This window comes from Novosphingobium sp. ERN07 (genome assembly GCF_012641335.1).
In the GTDB taxonomy this organism is placed as follows: Bacteria; Pseudomonadota; Alphaproteobacteria; order Sphingomonadales; family Sphingomonadaceae; genus Novosphingobium.
Map to the genome: position 1 here is coordinate 117,381 of NZ_JABAID010000002.1, position 16,684 is coordinate 134,064.

Below are 16,684 nucleotides of genomic sequence, written 5' to 3' on the forward strand. Positions count from 1 at the left end.
CAGGACTCCATCATGGCACTCGACATCCTCATCGTGGACGACGAACGCGATATCCGCGAACTCGTGGCAGGCGTTCTTTCCGACGAAGGCTATGGCTGCCGCCTCGCTGCAGACAGCACGACCGCGCTCGCCGCGATTGACGAGCGCCGCCCCAGCCTCGTCCTGCTCGACGTCTGGTTGCACGGCAGCCCGATGGACGGCCTCGAAGTGCTCGATGAGATAAAGAAGCGCGAGCCGGAATTGCCGGTCATCATCTTTTCCGGTCACGGCAATATCGATACCGCCGTCTCCGCGATCAGCCGTGGGGCGATGGATTTTCTCGAAAAGCCCTTCGAAGCTGAACGCCTGCTTCTGCTTGTGGAACGTGCAACGGAAACCGAGCGCCTTCGCCGCGAAAACCAGCGCCTGCGCCAAGGCTTCGCAATGGCCGAGGAGTTCACCGGTAATAGCTCCGCGATCAATCAGGTTCGCGCCACGCTCAAACGCGTAGCCAACACCGGCAGCCGCCTGCTCATCACCGGCCCCGCAGGATCTGGCAAGGAAGTTGCCGCCCGCCTGCTACACTCGTGGAGTCCGCGCGCGCAGAACGCCTTCATCACGGTCAATTCAGCTCGCATCACGCCCGAACGCTTCGAGCAGGAACTGTTCGGTGAAGAAGTGGACGGCAAGCTGGTGCGGGCAGGCCTGCTGGAAATGGCTGATGGCGGCACACTGTTTCTCGATGAAGTGTCGGATATGCCGGCTTCCAGTCAGGCCCGCATTCTGCGTGTGCTGACCGAGCAATCGTTCGTCCGCGTCGGCGGCCATCGCCAGTTGCGCGTGGACGTGCGTGTCGTGTCCTCCTCGTCTCGCCCGCTCGAAAAGGAAATCGCTGAACGCCGCTTCCGCGAAGATCTCTATTACCGGCTCAACGTGGTGCCCGTCGCCATCCCCTCGTTGACAGAGCGGCGCGACGATATTCCGGCGCTCGTTGATCACTTCTTCACGCGTTACGCCAGCGAACAGGGGGTGATGCCGCCTGCCGTCTCGCCAGAAGCAATGGCCGCGATGCAGAGCTATGACTGGCCGGGTAATGTGCGCCAGTTGCGCAACGTGGTCGAACGCACGGTTATCCTGGCCCCGCGTGATCGTCTCGCACGCATCGATTCGGATATGCTCCCGTCGGAAATCGTCGCCACGCCTATGGGCGGCGATACAGGTGGTTCAACGCTTATGGGCGTGCCGTTGCGTGAAGCGCGCGAGAACTTCGAACGCGAATATCTGAAGGTCCAGATTCGCCGGTTTTCGGGCAATATTTCCAAGACGGCAAGCTTCATCGGCATGGAGCGATCAGCCCTCCATCGCAAGCTCAAGCTCCTCGGCATGGCCGAGCGGCGCGAGGATGAAGACGAGGACTGAACTTGATTTTCGCGCCATGAATACGCATTAATGCGAAACCCTGTGCAATTTCCCATGTTTACGGGAAGCGCATCGGGACATAAACTCGTCAACGAACCCGGCCAGAATGCACCTGCACGAAGGCCAGATCGCGAAGGTCCGTTATTGGACCGAGCCAATAGAAAATGGAGTCACGTTAATGACCGGCAAAACGCTTTCCGCACGCCCTCGGCCCAAGCCCGAACCGGCCCCCGCTGCGGAAGCACCCGCTCCCGTTACCGGCCCCAGCGGCGGAAAGGGACAGAACCTTCAGGATCTGTTCCTCAACCACCTGCGCAAGAACAAGATTCCCGTTACGATGTTCCTCGTGAAGGGTGTCAAGCTGCAGGGCATCGTCACGTGGTTCGATAACTTCTCGATCCTGCTGCGCCGCGATGGCCAATCGCAACTGGTCTACAAACACGCGATTTCCACGATCATGCCGGGCCAACAGCTTTCGGTCGCCCATTTCCAGACCGGGGGTGAGGAAAACGGCAAGAAAGCTCGCCTGCTGCAGGAAGTGTTCCTGTCCAGCGTGCGCGATGCCGCGGTGCAGGTCACGATGTTCCTGGTCAACGGCGTGATGCTTCAGGGCCGCGTTGCGTCCTACGATCTCTTCTGCATGTTGCTTGAGCGCGAAGGCTATGTCCAACTCGCCTACAAACATGCCGTTTCGACAATTCAGCCTGCCGGTCACGTTGATCTCACCGGCGACTGGGATGGTGAGGATTCCTGAGTACTTTTGAATTTGGCAACAATACCGGCGATATAGCCGGTGAAGTCACCCGTGGCGCGCGCGCCGTTGTCGTCCTCCCCGATATCAAACAGCGGGGAGGGGGGCTTGGCGCGGACGCTGAATCCCGCCTCGAAGAAGGGCAGGGCCTTGCCCGCGCTATCGGTATCGAGGTGGTTGATGCATTCATCCTCCCCATTCGCGCCGTGCGCCCGGCTACCTTGTTCGGTGAAGGCCAAGTTGATCGTATCGCCGTGGCCTGCAACCATTCCGATGCCGAACTGGTCATCGTTGACGGCGCGCTTTCAGCGATCCAGCAGCGCAATCTCGAAGACAAACTGAAGCGCAAGGTCATCGACCGGACCGGCCTCATTCTCGAAATCTTCGGAGAGCGCGCGGCGACTGCCGAGGGGCGGTTGCAGGTCGAACTCGCGCACCTCGATTACCAGGCCGGTCGCCTCGTCCGGTCATGGACTCACCTCGAACGCCAGCGCGGCGGCTTCGGCTTCCTTGGCGGTCCCGGCGAAACCCAGATCGAAGCCGACCGCCGCCTGATCCGTGGCCGCATGGCTCGTCTGCGCAAGGAACTGGAACAGGTACGCCGCACCCGCGGCCTTCATCGCGAACGCCGTCAGCGCGCACCTTGGCCTGTGATCGCGCTTGTCGGCTATACGAACGCGGGGAAATCCACGCTTTTCAATCGCTTGACCGGGGCGGACGTGATGGCAGAAGACCTGCTCTTCGCCACGCTCGATCCGACCATGCGCGCAATCCGGCTGCCCGGCGTTGAGAAGGCAATTCTGTCTGACACCGTAGGCTTCATCTCCGATCTTCCCACCCAACTCGTCGCTGCCTTTCGCGCCACGCTGGAGGAAGTGACCGCCGCTGACGTGATCGTCCACGTGCGCGATGTCGCTAATCCCGCCAGCGCGGATCAGAAGGCGGAAGTCGAACAGATCCTCGCCGATCTTGGCGTTAACGGGGAAGGGGGACCAACCATTCCCGTGATCGAGGCGTGGAACAAGTGGGATTTGCTAACGCCTGAAGAGCAGGCAATGCGGCAGGATATCATCGCCGCCAAGGTGGCCGAAGTTCCAGTTGTGCCGGTATCTGCGCTGACCGGCGATGGCGTTGCCGCGCTGCTCGACCAACTCAGCCAGATGTTGACCGGCGGCGCGCAAACACTGGAATTTACAGTGCCGCTGTCAGACGGACAGCGCCTTGCCTGGCTTCACGCACACGGCGACATTATTCAGGAAGTTCAGGTGGATGGCGCTGAAAGTGAACCTTCCATGCGAATAACCGTCCGCCTCACGCCGCGCGAACTGGGGCGTTTCACTGCTCTGACCGCTTGACCGTTTGCCAAAGCGCCTCCTGCTCGTCGAGCGGGAGGCTTGCAAACGTGTCACCAGCGAGCGCTTCCATGCCCCGGAACCGCCGCTCGAACTTGCCATTGGCAGCACGCAACGCTTCTTCCGGGGCAATGCCATATTTGCGTACGACGTTCACAGCGGCGAAAAGCAGGTCTCCCGCTTCCAAAATGCGTTCATCTTCCGAAGAAGCCCCGCGAAGTTCCTGAATTTCTTCCAGAACTTTCTCTATTGGTGTGTCGGTATCGGGCCAATCGAAGCCTTGGCGCGCTGCACGTTTCTGCAGCTTTTCAGCGCGCATCAAGGCCGGAAGCGCCAGCGCCACGCCGTCCATTGCACTGTGCGCGCCTTTCGAAGCGCGTTCGGCGGCCTTGGCGGCTTCCCAACGATCCTCGCGCGATTGTCCTTCGTCAGCTTCGTCTCCGAAGACGTGCGGATGCCGCGCTTCCATCTTGGCCGAAATTGCCGCGGCCACATCGTCGAAGCCAAACAATCCAAGCTCTTCTGCCATGCGCGCATGAAAGACCACTTGCAGCAGCAGGTCGCCAAGTTCTTCTTTCAGAGCGGCCATATCGCCGCGCATGATCGCGTCGTCCACTTCATAGGCTTCTTCGATGGTATAAGGCGAAATCGTCGCAAACGTCTGTGCGCAATCCCATTCGCAGCCGCGCGCAGGATCACGCAGGCGTGCCATGATGCCCAGCAAGCGGGAAAGGTTGGGCGTTACCGCATGATCCATCGCGAACATCCATTTTCAGCATGGGGTTTGGGGCGTGAGAGTGGCGCAGAACATCAGCCTCCACATGCCTCACATTTGAATTGATAATATGTATTATGTAAATTGAATGGCTCGCGAGGCCATCGTGTCACCATCCGATCAACGTAAACACGAGCGCTGCGGCCACGAACAGAAATGCCCAAAGCGCTCCCATCCGCAGCCCGTCTGACAGACCGATCTGGCGGCCGCGCAGGTTGGCCACCAGCAGGACCAGCGCCATCGCTATACCGATGAGCCTGACAATCTCGTCGCCGCTCATGTCACGATCTCCAGCCCATCGTATGCCGGTTCGATGTGATCCGGCGTTTCGGCGCAGAGTGTGCGGTAATCCATCGATTTGTCGAGATGCGTCAGCACGCCGTGTCCAGCACGTGTGGCTTCGATCAGTTCCAGCGCCATGCCAAGATGCGAATGCGTGGGATGCGGCTGTCGCCTCAGGCAATCAACCACCAGCACATCGACCTTATAGAAAATGTCGATCATCTCGTTGGTAATCTCGCTGAAGTCTGTTGCGTAACCGATTGTTCTACCTGCCTGATCAAAGCGATACGCAGTCGATTGTGCCGGTCCGTGCGGCATCTGGCAATGGGCAATGCCGATTCCGCAGATCATGCGGACCCGGTCCAGATTGTCCAGTTCGCAGATCGTGTGATAGCCATGCTGTCCGGCAAAAACATAGCCGAAGCGCTGGCGCAGCCGCCGCACGGTTTCGCTGGCCGCATAGCCCGGAATCGGGCCGCCGCGGCCATAACGCAGCGGGCGCAGATCATCGATACCGTGGCAATGATCGGCGTGATCATGCGTCCACAACACCCCGTCCACCCGGTCGATTCCACAGGACAGAAATTGCTGACGCAAGTCCGTCGGCGTATCGACTAGCAGGCGGCTCCCGTCTTCCCCTTCGACGACAATCGCCACGCGCGTGCGCCGGTTGCGCGGCTCGTTTGGGTCGCAATCACCCCAGTCGTTGCCGATGCGCGGCACCCCGGTGGACGTGCCTGAACCGAGTATGGTCAGCTTCACAGGCTGGCCTTGCCGAATAGTCGGAAGAAGTTGGCGCCCGTAGTTTCAGCCAGCGCTTCCGTGGTTGTCCCGCGCAGGCCCGCCACGAAGGCGCAGGTATTGGCAACGAATGCCGGTTCGCAGGTCTTCCCGCGATGCGGCACCGGAGCGAGAAACGGCGCATCAGTTTCCACCAGCAGCCGATCTTCCGGCAGTTCCGCAGCTATTGCCTGCAAGTCTTTGGCATTCTTGAACGTCACGATGCCGGATAGCGAAATCGAAAGTCCCAGATCCAGCATCTTTGCCGCAAACGGTGCAGACGCGGTGAAGCAGTGGATGAGCGCCGGGAAAGCCCCCTTCCCCATTTCTTCGTCGATGATCCGGGTCGTGTCATCCTCGGCATCGCGGGTGTGGACGATCAGCGGCAGCCCGGTTTCGCGCGCCACTCTGATATGCACACGGAACAGGTCTTGCTGCACCTGCCGGTCTGAATGATCGTAGTAATAGTCCAGACCAGTCTCACCGATGCCGATCACGCGCGGGTGCGCGGTTGCCTCCAGCAACACCGCCTCGCCCAGATCGGCGTGATCGTCGGCCTCATGCGGGTGAATGCCAACGCTGGCCCACACATCGCTTTCGCGTTCGGCCGTGCCGATAATATCGGCCCATTCGCGCTGGCGCGTGGAGATGTTCAGAAACCCGCGAACCCCACTTTGCCGCGCACGATCAAGCACTTGGGCCTGACTTTCAACAAGTCCCTTGTAGTTCAGGTGGCAGTGGGAATCGATCAGCATCATGCCGAGGCTGGCTCCTCAGGCAGCTCAAGGCGTGGAAATGCTGGGACAGGTTGGCCCAAATTCTCGCCAGTCGCCACGCGCGCCACATACCAATCCGCATCGGTCAGTGCGGCAAAATCACGACCTTCACTCGGAAGGCCCAATTGATCCAAAACCTTGGCGGCTGAACTTGGCACAACAGGCGAAATCGCAATCGTCAGATCGCGGATTGCCATGAACAGCGTCAGCAGCACGGCCTTCATGCGTTCGGGATCGGTCTTGCGCAGTGCCCAGGGCGCTTGTTCATCGACATAGGCGTTGCACGCGAACACGGCGCGCATCCACGCATCGATCCCGCCAGAGAAGTTCAGCATTTCGAACTCGCGGGGTAACTCTTCGCGGCAGGCGTTGAACACGATCGCCAGCAGCGCGTCATCCGCCTCGGTCGTCTGAAACTTCGCAAGTTCGCCACCCATGTTTTTGAAAATCATGGAAAGTGTACGTTGCACCAGATTGCCATAACTATTGGCAAGTTCGGCGTTGCATCGCGTGACGATGGCTTCAGGCGAATAGGAACCGTCCTGACCGAACGCGACTTCGCGCATCAGGAAATAACGCAATGGATCGACGCCGAACCGTTCAGCCAGTTCCAGAGGATCGGTAACGTTGCCGAGCGATTTCGATTCCTTCTGCCCCCGGTTGAGCAGGAAGCCATGCCCGAAAACCTGCTTCGGCACGGCAATACCGGCGCTCATCAGAAAGGCAGGCCAGTACACGGTATGGAACCGAACGATATCCTTGCCAATCAGGTGGAGATTTGCAGGCCAATACTTTGCAAAATCACCACTCTCATCTGGAAAGCCAAGCCCGGTGAGGTAGTTGGTCAAGGCATCTACCCAGACGTACATCACATGGCCGTCGCTACCGGGAACCTTGATCCCCCAGTCGAAGCTGGTTCGCGAAACCGAAAGGTCGCGCAAGCCGCCTTCGACGAAGCGCATAACCTCGTTCCGGCGGCTGTCCGGCTGAACGAATTCGGGATGCTCCTCATATAGCTTCAGCAGAGGCTCAGCGTATTTCGAAAGGCGGAAGAACCACGATTCCTCGACAGTCCATTCCACTGGTGTGCCGTGTGGAGAAAGCTTCTCGCCCCCTTCCCCGGCCACGAGTTCGCTTTCATCATAAAACGCTTCATCGCGGATTGAATACCAGCCCTCGTAGCGATCAAGATAAAGGTCGCCGCTCGCCTCCATTCGCCGCCACAATTCCTGAACGGATGCATGGTGCCGTTCCTCCGTGGTGCGGATGAAGACGTCATAAGACACATTCAATTCATCACACATCTTTATGAAATACGACGACATTTCATCAGAAAGCTGGCGCGGTGTAACGCCCAGTTCGCGCGCCTTCTGCGCCATCTTCAAGCCATGTTCGTCGGTTCCGGTCTGGAACCGAACGTCACGGCCCATCGCCCGCTGGAACCGCGCAATCACATCAGCGGCAATCGCTTCGTAAGCGTGGCCGATGTGGGGCTTGCCATTGGGATAGGAGATGGCGGTGGTGATATAGAAGGGTTCGCCCATCGGGCCGGTCGCTTTCTTGCAAGGAATCTGCGTGGTTATCGCGCGCCTTCCCTAGTCGGCGCAACCGATGCCAGCAAGGAGCCGATTTCCATCATCAGCATTGCCGGATCAAAATTGTAGATCGGCGCTTCACCGGCCAGCTTTACCAGTCGGGCATGGGTTTCGGCCAGTCGCAATCGCGCTGGATCATCCGCATGGTCGAGCGCGCGCACCACCGTCATCCGCGCCGCTTCGATGGCGGCACCGATACGCTCGCGATCCGGCCTCGCGCCAATCGCGCCCGAAAGCGCACCGCGCAGAGCAAGATCACGATCTCCACGCTCGATCAACTTTTCGAATATCGCCTGCGCCCGCCCCAGATCCTGTTCGGCAAAGGCAAGCGCCGCTCCGGGCGATCCGCCGGATACCGCCAGCGCTGCACGCCGCGTTTCGGCATCGAGTTCCGGCGCGGCAACGTCCAGCGCTCGCGTCACTTCAGCATCGGTCAGCGGATGAAACCGCACGATCAGGCACCGCGAACGGACCGTGGGCAGCAAGCGCCCCAAGGCATGGACTACAAGCAGGAAGAACGTGCCCTGCGGCGGTTCTTCCAGACTTTTGAGCAGGGCATTGACCGCGCTTTTCTCCAGCAAATCAGCGGAATCGATGATCACCGCGCGCCGCGCGCCCAAGGTTGGTCGGGTGGTCAACCGCCGTTGCAAGGCGCGCACCTGATCGACCGAGATGCTGCGTTTCAACTGGTAGGGTTTGCCCTCGTCGCGCTTCTTGGCCTCGTCGTCGTTCGCGGGCAGGGGCGACAGCGTGAGAATGTCGGGATGTGCGTCTACAGAAGGCTGCATAACGCCCGGCTCGGCCACGAGTTCAGCCGCCGCCGCCCGCGCGAAACTTGCTTTGCCCAGTCCCTCGCGCCCCGCCAGCAACCAACCGTGGTGCATTCTCGCGCCCTGCATGGCTGATCGCCACGCGCGCCACGCCTCATCGTGCCCGATCATGGCAGCACTCCTATCAGCGCCGCTATGATCCTCGCATGAACTTCCTCTGGTGCACCTTCGGCATCCACCACGGCAAAGCGCTTCGGTTCAGCCTCTGCAAAGCCCCGGAATGCCGCTGCCACCCTTGCGTGATATGCCGCGCCGCGTCCGCCGATCCGATCCGCCGTATCGCCATCGCGCAGGGCAAGGCGTGCTGCCGAAACCTCTGGCGCAACGGTCAGCAGCACCGTCACATCGGGCAGCAGCCCTTCGCTGCCGATCCGGTGCAGCGCCATCACCTCGTCGTCCGAAAGCCCGCTTCCACCACCCTGATAGGCGCGGCTGCTGTCCACAAACCGGTCGCACACCACCCACGCCCCGCGCGCCACGGCGGGGCGTATCAGCTTTTCGACATGATCGGCACGCGCAGCGGCGAAGAGCAGTGCTTCGGCCCTCGCCCCCCAGCCATCGCCTTCGGTGGAAAGCAGCATCGCGCGGATCGCTTCGGCACCTGCGGTGCCGCCCGGCTCGCGCGTGGTCACCACTTCAAGCCCCCGCGCCCGCAGCGCTTCGGCCAGCAGCCGCCCTTGCGTCGATTTGCCGACGCCCTCGCCCCCTTCCAGCGCGATGAAACGTCCCGTCACGGTCTGACCACTCACAGGCCAACCATCCCGGCCATGCCATTGCGCAGCCGGTCAAACATGCCGCCCCGCGCCACGTCAGCCCCGGCAACCAGCGGCTGCGTATGGACCGGTTCGCCCGGCACCCGCACGATCAGGCTGGCCACCGTTTCACCCTTGGCAATCGGTGCTTTCAACGGTCCCTTGTACCGTACCGAGAGTGAATAGCGCGCCTTCGCTCCGCGTGGCACTGTCACCGTCAGCGCGCGCGGCGCAACCAATGACACAGCACGCGCCGCGCCGCCCTGCACCGCCGCCCTGCCCACAGCCGTCCCTTTGGCAAAGAGCGGCTGCGCTTCCCACGCGGCAAAGCCCCACTCGATGAAGTCGCGCGATTGCTTTGCCCGCAGGTTGGGCCGGTCATAGCCGCCCAGCACCATCACCAGCCTGCGTCCGTTGCGCTCTGCCGATCCGACAAAGCCATAACCAGCCTCGTTTGTGAAACCCGTCTTCACCCCGTCAGCGCCTTCGACCACGCCGTAGAACGGGTTGTGATTGGGCTGCGTGATGCCACCCCACGTCATTTCGGCATGGCCATAGAAGCGCCGGTAAAGCTCTGGAAACCGCGTCATCAGCGCGCCGCTAAGCGTGGCGAGATCAGCGGCGGTGACATAGGTCTGGCCTTCGTCCATCCACCCGTTCGGCGTGTTGAAATGGCTGTCGCGCATCCCAAGCTCGGCCGCAGCCTCGTTCATCAGCTTGGTGAACGCGGGGACCGATCCGACTGCACCTTCGGCCAGTACAACGCAGGCATCGTTGGCCGAAACGGTGACGATCCCTTCGATCAGTTCGGCCACGGTCGGCTGCGCTTCTGCGGGCAGAAACATCGTGCTGCCCACGTTGCGCCATTGCCGGAAGGTTTCGCGCCGGATCGGGATGCGCTGGTCGAGCCGTAGCTTGCCCTTGGTGATTAGATCGAACGCCACATAGCTCGTCATGATCTTGGTGATCGAAGCGGGCACGAACCGGCGGTGCACATCGCGGGCATAGAGTACGCGCCCCGATCCCACATCGAGCAGCAGCGCAATCGGTGCATCGATCTGCGGCATAGAAGCCAACACGGCCTGCTGACCCTGAGCAGGCGCAGCCGCCCGCACCGGCATCATCCCTGCCGTGCCAACCATCAGAATCGCCAAGATTTTCGCGCGCAAATATCGTCCCCGGATAGTCCGGGCCGCCCACGCAGCGCCCATCCGTATCAGATCACGGCGCGGTTACGACCCGTGCATCGGCATAGCCCGCCGCGCGCACCTTCGCTAGCGCCGCATCGGCTTGTCCACGATCCTTGTGCGGACCCACCCGCACGCGCCACAGCTTGCCTGCGGGCGAGGCAACACCGCCCACCGCCTTGGCCGCCGCTTCGGCGCGTGCCTTGTCGGAATAGGCCCCCACTTGCACGAACAGCCCCTTCGCGGGCGTAGGCGCTACCTTGACAGGCGCTTTCTCGGCCGGATTTTCGACCGGCACTGGTGCAGCCTTTGCCTCAGATGAAACCTTGGGCGTCGGCACTTTGGGCGGTGGCTTCGGCGGCAAAGGCGCAGCCTTCACTGGCGATTTCTCAACCGGCGCTGCAGGCAGCGTTTTGGCAGCAGGCAGAGTTTCCGGCGCAGGCTGGCTCGCCACTGCCGCAATTCCCAATTTCCGTCGCAATGCCGAAAGCAGGCCCGTCGGCGTGTCCATCCGCGCTGGCGCACTGGCTCCGCTGCGCAGCAAAGCGCGCTCTGCTTCGGGAGGATTGACACGGCGCACCCGCACCGGAACCCGTACACCTGCAGGCGCCCCCAATTGCGCCCACGCCCCAGCAGAGAGCGACACCAGATCGCCCCCGGTCATCGGTCCGCGCTGCGTCAACCGCACCAGAATCGTCCGGCCTGTTTCCAGCGAAGTCACTTCGACATAACTCGGCAGAGGCAGCGTGCGATGCGCCCCGCTGATCCCGTCGCCCCCGGCTACGTGTGCATAGCCTACCGAATCATAGTTCAGCGTGTCAGCAGGCGTATAAGTGACCCCGTCCACCACGAACGGTTCGCCCAGAACCATCGGATAATCACCGGCGGGGCCGCGCTGTGCAGCATCGGAAGGCCCCGAAACCTTTGGGTTTACGGCGGCATTTGCGCCGCCACAGGCTGCCAGAAGCAACGTGGCGGCAATCGCGGTCAGGCTAGCGGCTGATCTCATCTGCAAGAAGTCCCACGGACAGAGCGTAAAAGTTCGAGCAGTTGTAATCGAGGATAACCCTATAATTTCCGGTTAGCAGATAGGCCGTCTTCCCTTGCCCATCGGGTTCCAGCAGGCTGGCCATCACATTGTCGGCAGGCCACGCGCCTGATCTGGGCACAATTCCCAAGGCGCGCCACTCGGCCATCGTCTTCCAGCCGGAATGCCGATCAAACACACGCGGGCAGCGCGGGCTGACCATCGTCGTGCCCAGACTGCCCCGGTCAAGCCCGGCAGGCACCGAAACTGCCACCCCCCACGGCTGCCCCGTGCGCCATCCCGCATCGCGGAAATAGTTGGCAATCGAAGCCAGCGTATCGGTGCGATTGCTCCAGATATCGGCAAAGCCATCGCCATCGCCATCAGCCGCCACGCGCAGATAGACCGATGGCAGGAACTGCGGATTGCCAAAGGCCCCTGCCCAGCTTCCCACCAGTTTCGATCGCGGCACCCCGCGATCCACCATCTTCATCGCCGCAATGAATTCATCGGCAAAAAGTTCACGCCGCCGCCCTTCATAGGCCAGCGTGGCCAGCGACCGCGCCAGATCGAAATCGCCGGTATAGCCGCCGTAATCCGTTTCATGGCCCCAGATCGCCAGCATCATCTTGGCAGGCACGCCATAGCGCCGCTCGATGGCGTCGACCTGCCCTGCCGCTGCTGCGAGCTGTCGTCGCCCCCGCGCGATTCGCGCCGCGTCCACATGGCTGCGCCGATAGGGTTCGAAGGCCGGAATTGTCCCCGAAGAAGACCCCGGCTGCGCCCGGTCCAACTGGATCACCCGGCGGTTGAGCGTCAGCCCCTGCGTCATCGCCGCGATGGTGGATTCGCGCACACCCTCGGCCCGTCCGCGCGCGGCCAGAAGCTGCAGATAGCCCTGAAATCCCTGCTCTTCGGCGTCTACCTGACCCACTGCAGGCCCAGCAGCAAGCAGCGCCAGAGCCGCAACACCGGCAGACCGCAGCCTGCCCATCCTTCTCAGCAATCCCATCGCCATTGTCTCGCACGGTTCAGCAACAATGGGAATCCCCTTTGCGTCCGAAGCGGAAAGCGCTAACGGCGAACCGTTCCCCGGCTCCGACCGACGGAACCCGCCTTTGCGATTCTGATCGCATCGCGGCGCGGACAGGTGGCCGAGTGGTTTAAGGCAGCGGTCTTGAAAACCGCCGTGGGTGCAAGCTCACCGTGGGTTCGAATCCCACCCTGTCCGCCAATTTTCGCTTGATAAGCCTATCAAGTCCGGCCCGCACGGGGAGATGCCGCCAGCCCCAGAAACACCATCATCGCCTGATTGAGCCTGAGCATATCGGCATCGCCTAAACGACCGATCAGCCTGCCCATTTTCGATTTGGGTACGGTGGTGGTCTTGTCCACCATCAGGCGGCAGGGCGATCGCAACCCGTTGGGTTCGTCTGGTTCTACAAACAGGCGGAACAGCGGTGCTTCGGTGGCGTCGGTCGTGAAGGCGCAGATGGTGATGGAGTCGGTGCCATCAAAACTGTCGTCCTGAACGATCACCACCGGGCGGGGTTTACCCGCGTAGTCTTTACCGCCCGATACCGTCCAGATTTCTCCGCGCTTCACGTATCGTCCCAGTCGCTCACGGCGTCAATAAAGGCCTGATCGTCTGCCGCAGCGCTGCCGGTTGCCACCGCCACGGATTGGCGATGCGCTTCGGCGCGAAAGGACGCGGCTCTCACATCCGGCACCCAGATCTGAATGGGACGCAGGCCTTGCGCGCGCAGACGTGCGCGGTGTTCGCCAACCTTGACCCGTGTCGGCTTGGGAGAGGATGCCGCTACCATAAGATGCTCCATGCAGAGTTACATGTAACTACCATATCCCAGCGGCGATGTCAGCGAATTTCGAACACTTATCTGAAACGAATTTCACCCCCACACCCCATCCCAGTCATCCGCAGGCGGCACCTGCAAGGCATGACGTACACGCTGCAGCATCATGGCCGATGGCACATCATCGGGCAGCGCCAAAGCTGCAGCGGTAAAGGCCTGCTCTGCCCCCACCCAGTCACGCGCGCCAATAAGCCGCATTCCTTCGGCATAGGCGGCAATGCCCTCAGCTTTGAGGTCGGCGGTATCCACGATCTCGAATATGCGCGTGGGCCGCTTGCGCCCGCGTACCCGAATTAGATCCAGTTCGCGCAAGGGGAACCGGCCCGCGATCTTTGCCGCCGTGCCATCGCAGACGATGGCGTTCACGCGATAGATCTTGGTCGCGTCCTGCAACCGCGCGGCAAGGTTCACCGTGTCCCCGATCACCGTGTAATCCATGCGCTTGGGGCTGCCGATGGTGCCAGCCACCACTTCACCGCTGGCAATGCCGATGCCCAGCCGCAGCGGCACCAGCCCGCGCGCAAGCCGCCCCTCGTTCAGCCGTCGCGTGACCCCGATCATAGCAATCGCGCCGCTCACCGCGTTGGCGCTATCGTCCATGTGCGGCAGCGGCGCGCCGTAAACCGCCATCACCGCATCGCCCATGTATTTGTCGATCATGCCACTGGTCGATGAAACGGCTTCGAACAGCTCGGTGAAAATCTCGTTGAGCATGTCCACGGTGTCGCGCGGCGTCAGCGTTTCGGCCAATGTGGTAAAGCTGCGGATATCGGCAAACAGCACGCTGGCGGGAATGGCCGATCCGAAGATCAGATCGTCGCCCCGGTTGAACACTTCCTGCACCACTTCCTGCGGCATGAAGCGGCGCATCGTCGATGCCATGCGCTTGCCTTCGGAGATATCGTCGATCAGCACCAGCGTGCCCACCTGCCCCGCTTCGGCCAGCAGCGGCACAATGCTCACGTTGGCGTCCTTGTCCTGCCCTTCGCTGACAGTCACATGGACATCGATCAGGTTGCGGACCGAACCATCGCGTGAAACAGAAGCGATTTCCTGCGCCAGCCACGGATTGGCCGCTGCAAACCGGGCACCAGCGGCTGCGGCATCGGCTTGCGGATCGTTACCCAGCCGCAGCATCTGCTGTGCCGCCGGGTTGATCTTGCTGATCCGCCCTTCGACGTCCAGCGTCACCACGCCTGCCGACATTGAGTTGAGGATGCTCTCGCTGTAATTGCGCGATGCCACCACTTCGGCAAACAGTGTGGCGTTCTCGATCGCGATGGCCGATTGCGCCGCAAACGCTGCCATGCGCACTTCATCGTTCTTGGTAAAGCTGCCGCCGTCCACACGGTTCAGCGCCTGCATCACGCCAATCCGCCGCCCATCGCGCGTCGTGATCGGCATGGAAAGGACCGCCCGTGTCACAAAGCCCGTCTCTGCATCCACCGCAGGATTGAAGCGCGCGTCGGCATAAGCATCGGCCACCGCCACAACTTCGCCCGAACGGAACGCCGCCCCCGCCAACCCCTTCCCCGCATCGATGCGGATGATCTTCTGTTCAACCCCTTCGGCCACCATCGACCAAAGCTCATCGTGGGCGGCATCGTAAAGATAAAGCGTGGACCGTTCGGTGTGCAGAATGCGGCTCGTGGCCTCGACGATCTTCTGCAGCAGGGCTTCCAACTTCATTTCGCCGTTGATCGACGAACTGACTTCCAGCAACTGCTGCAGTTCCTCGTTCATCACTTCGCTGGCGTTGATCGTCACCGCCCAGCGTTCGGCCAGCACCACAAGGTGTGAAAACAGCATGATCACCACGCCGAACGCGGTGTAATCGATCCCCGCAACGCGATTGCCGGGCGCCACGCCGAACGCCACCACCGAAATCATGCTCACGCTGGCAAACATCGCGCCCATGCCGATCAGGAAAGGTACGGCCCCATCGCGCCGATGGAAAACCGCACGGAGCAGGATCACGATGATCCATCCCAGCCCCGATGCATGCGCCAGAAAACTGTAGGCAGTTACCTGCGATGTCGTCAGAATCGTCGAAAAGGCGAAGTTGAACGCCTGAGCCAGCCATACAAGCGTCATCAGGGCAGTCAGTGCCCAAAACACACGCTTCGGACTATCCGCCGGAAACAGCGTGTGCGCATAAGCCAGCGCAAAGATCACTGATGCTGTGCCGAACAGGTCCACCAGCGCCAGCATCGCGCGCAACCCAAGGTCGGGCATCAGCATCAGCAGCAGGTTGTCGTATCCCAACATCATCGTTGACGGGATGAAGCCGAAGCATCCCAGCGCCACGAACAGCGATACCCGGTCGCTCCGTCGGAACAGGAAAATCGCAAGGCTGATCGCGCCCAGTACGGTCAGCGCCACCTGAAACAGCATTTCCTGCGCCCAGCGCAAACCACCCCAACTGCGCATCGCTTCCACCGTGCCCAGCACCGGCGATGCTTCTATGCCATTGCGGCGGTGCAGATAGCTCGCAACATCCACCTGCACGCGAATGTCTGCGCCATTGGCCACCAGCGGTACATCTGTGGACCGCCATTCATAACGTGTGTCCGCCGCATCGCGCCCCACTACGCCCCGTTTGCTCACCAACTGGCCGTTCACCCACACCTGGCTTGCGGCAAAGATCGTGGGTAGGTGTAGCGTATACGAACCGGGCGGCAGGCCGCGCAAAGTCACGAAATAGCTGGCTGATGCCTGCGCGGGCAACGGCTTCCCGTCCGGCCCCGGCTGCTTCGCCCACGTTCCCGGCACCGATATCGGAAAAGACCGTCCGGCGTATGGTGCATCGTGCCACACCATCGTCCACTGGCCTTCCAGCCGCACCGGAACGCGGTCGGGCTGTTGCCCGGCAAAGTCGGCAACGCCTGCGCGCACGCCACCTTGCGGCAGCACCTGCGTCGGACTTATGAAGAATGGCAGGTTGATGGCGCACAGCAGCGCCAGCATCATCAGGCTGAAGAAGGCGCGCTGAAGATAGGTCTGCCGCGCGCCGATGCGCGGCGTTGCCCCAAGCGTTACGGCGTTGTCCACTCCGTCCACCCCCAGCCGCGAAAAGCGCCTTTGCCCCCCGGCAATAGAGCCATCCCGCAACCAAGGTGATTTATTTCCGGGCCAAAGTCAAAACGCCCAACACCCGCCCCACCAGAAACCGTTTTCCTACAAGCACTGCGCCTGTCATCTTGGGCGGCTTTTTGAAATCATCGATCCCACTCGCCCAGTGTCCCAGGTTGAACGGGGCACCGCTGGATCAACTTCATCAACTAACTCGCCGCAACTCACTGAAA

Annotated in this window: 16 protein-coding genes and 1 tRNA gene; 4 read left to right on the forward strand and 13 right to left on the reverse strand. The window is 61.5% G+C overall.

Going from position 1 to position 16,684, the window contains the following annotated elements; genetic code table 11:
• The first annotated feature begins 12 nt into the window (after positions 1 to 12).
• The 3 genes from HGI47_RS03760 to hflX all read left to right on the forward strand — a co-directional run bounded on the left by HGI47_RS03760 (position 13) and on the right by hflX (position 3,504).
• A complete protein-coding gene (locus HGI47_RS03760; protein ID WP_168851467.1) occupies positions 13 to 1,398 on the forward strand; it encodes a sigma-54 dependent transcriptional regulator in 1,386 nt (461 codons plus the stop codon).
• A 178-nt stretch (positions 1,399 to 1,576) separates the two neighbouring features.
• A complete protein-coding gene (gene hfq / locus HGI47_RS03765) occupies positions 1,577 to 2,152 on the forward strand; it encodes an RNA chaperone Hfq (protein WP_168851468.1) in 576 nt (191 codons plus the stop codon).
• Positions 2,149 to 3,504: a GTPase HflX gene (gene hflX, locus HGI47_RS03770; RefSeq protein WP_168851792.1), complete on the forward strand. Its 1,356-nt coding sequence runs from the start codon at positions 2,149 to 2,151 to the stop codon at positions 3,502 to 3,504. The genes hfq and hflX overlap by 4 nt, the downstream gene beginning before the upstream one ends.
• On the opposite strand, the gene mazG is transcribed toward hflX, so the two are convergent.
• The 10 genes from mazG to HGI47_RS03820 all read right to left on the reverse strand — a co-directional run bounded on the left by mazG (position 3,485) and on the right by HGI47_RS03820 (position 12,499).
• Positions 3,485 to 4,258: a nucleoside triphosphate pyrophosphohydrolase gene (mazG, locus tag HGI47_RS03775; protein ID WP_168851469.1), complete on the reverse strand. Its 774-nt coding sequence runs from the start codon at positions 4,256 to 4,258 to the stop codon at positions 3,485 to 3,487. The genes hflX and mazG overlap by 20 nt on opposite strands.
• Positions 4,259 to 4,385: 127 nt before the next feature.
• A complete protein-coding gene (locus HGI47_RS03780; protein ID WP_168851470.1) occupies positions 4,386 to 4,556 on the reverse strand; it encodes a hypothetical protein in 171 nt (56 codons plus the stop codon).
• Entirely contained in the window at positions 4,553 to 5,320 is a 768-nt protein-coding gene (locus HGI47_RS03785; RefSeq protein ID WP_168851471.1) for an MBL fold metallo-hydrolase, read from the reverse strand. Before HGI47_RS03785 ends, HGI47_RS03780 begins: the two co-directional genes overlap by 4 nt.
• Complete coding sequence (locus HGI47_RS03790) at positions 5,317 to 6,093, reverse strand: TatD family hydrolase (protein ID WP_168851793.1); 777 nt, start codon at positions 6,091 to 6,093, stop codon at positions 5,317 to 5,319. Before HGI47_RS03790 ends, HGI47_RS03785 begins: the two co-directional genes overlap by 4 nt.
• A complete protein-coding gene (gene metG / locus HGI47_RS03795) occupies positions 6,093 to 7,658 on the reverse strand; it encodes a methionine--tRNA ligase (RefSeq protein ID WP_168851472.1) in 1,566 nt (521 codons plus the stop codon). The genes HGI47_RS03790 and metG overlap by 1 nt, the downstream gene beginning before the upstream one ends.
• Before the next feature lie 35 nt (positions 7,659 to 7,693).
• Entirely contained in the window at positions 7,694 to 8,650 is a 957-nt protein-coding gene (locus HGI47_RS03800; RefSeq protein ID WP_168851473.1) for a DNA polymerase III subunit delta', read from the reverse strand.
• On the reverse strand, positions 8,647 to 9,273 hold the full coding sequence (tmk, locus tag HGI47_RS03805) for a dTMP kinase (RefSeq protein ID WP_168851794.1): 627 nt from the start codon (positions 9,271 to 9,273) through the stop codon (positions 8,647 to 8,649). The genes HGI47_RS03800 and tmk overlap by 4 nt, the downstream gene beginning before the upstream one ends.
• Before the next feature lie 11 nt (positions 9,274 to 9,284).
• The gene (locus HGI47_RS03810) at positions 9,285 to 10,433 is read right to left on the reverse strand and encodes a D-alanyl-D-alanine carboxypeptidase family protein (protein WP_168851796.1); all 1,149 of its coding nucleotides are present in this window, start codon (positions 10,431 to 10,433) and stop codon (positions 9,285 to 9,287) included.
• Between the two features lie 79 nt (positions 10,434 to 10,512).
• Complete coding sequence (locus HGI47_RS03815) at positions 10,513 to 11,487, reverse strand: SPOR domain-containing protein (RefSeq protein ID WP_168851474.1); 975 nt, start codon at positions 11,485 to 11,487, stop codon at positions 10,513 to 10,515.
• The gene (locus tag HGI47_RS03820; protein WP_168851797.1) at positions 11,471 to 12,499 is read right to left on the reverse strand and encodes a lytic transglycosylase domain-containing protein; all 1,029 of its coding nucleotides are present in this window, start codon (positions 12,497 to 12,499) and stop codon (positions 11,471 to 11,473) included. Before HGI47_RS03820 ends, HGI47_RS03815 begins: the two co-directional genes overlap by 17 nt.
• 150 nt (positions 12,500 to 12,649) lie before the next feature.
• Here HGI47_RS03820 and HGI47_RS03825 point away from each other — a divergent pair.
• Positions 12,650 to 12,739 (forward strand) — tRNA-Ser (locus HGI47_RS03825).
• 20 nt (positions 12,740 to 12,759) lie between these two features.
• Here HGI47_RS03825 and HGI47_RS03830 read toward each other — a convergent pair.
• The 3 genes from HGI47_RS03830 to HGI47_RS03840 form a co-directional block, all read right to left on the reverse strand.
• A complete protein-coding gene (locus tag HGI47_RS03830; protein WP_168851475.1) occupies positions 12,760 to 13,110 on the reverse strand; it encodes a type II toxin-antitoxin system PemK/MazF family toxin in 351 nt (116 codons plus the stop codon).
• A complete protein-coding gene (locus tag HGI47_RS03835; RefSeq protein WP_168851476.1) occupies positions 13,107 to 13,331 on the reverse strand; it encodes an antitoxin MazE family protein in 225 nt (74 codons plus the stop codon). Before HGI47_RS03835 ends, HGI47_RS03830 begins: the two co-directional genes overlap by 4 nt.
• Positions 13,332 to 13,415: 84 nt before the next feature.
• Complete coding sequence (locus tag HGI47_RS03840) at positions 13,416 to 16,439, reverse strand: adenylate/guanylate cyclase domain-containing protein (protein ID WP_168851477.1); 3,024 nt, start codon at positions 16,437 to 16,439, stop codon at positions 13,416 to 13,418.
• Positions 16,440 to 16,684: the final 245 nt, after the last annotated feature.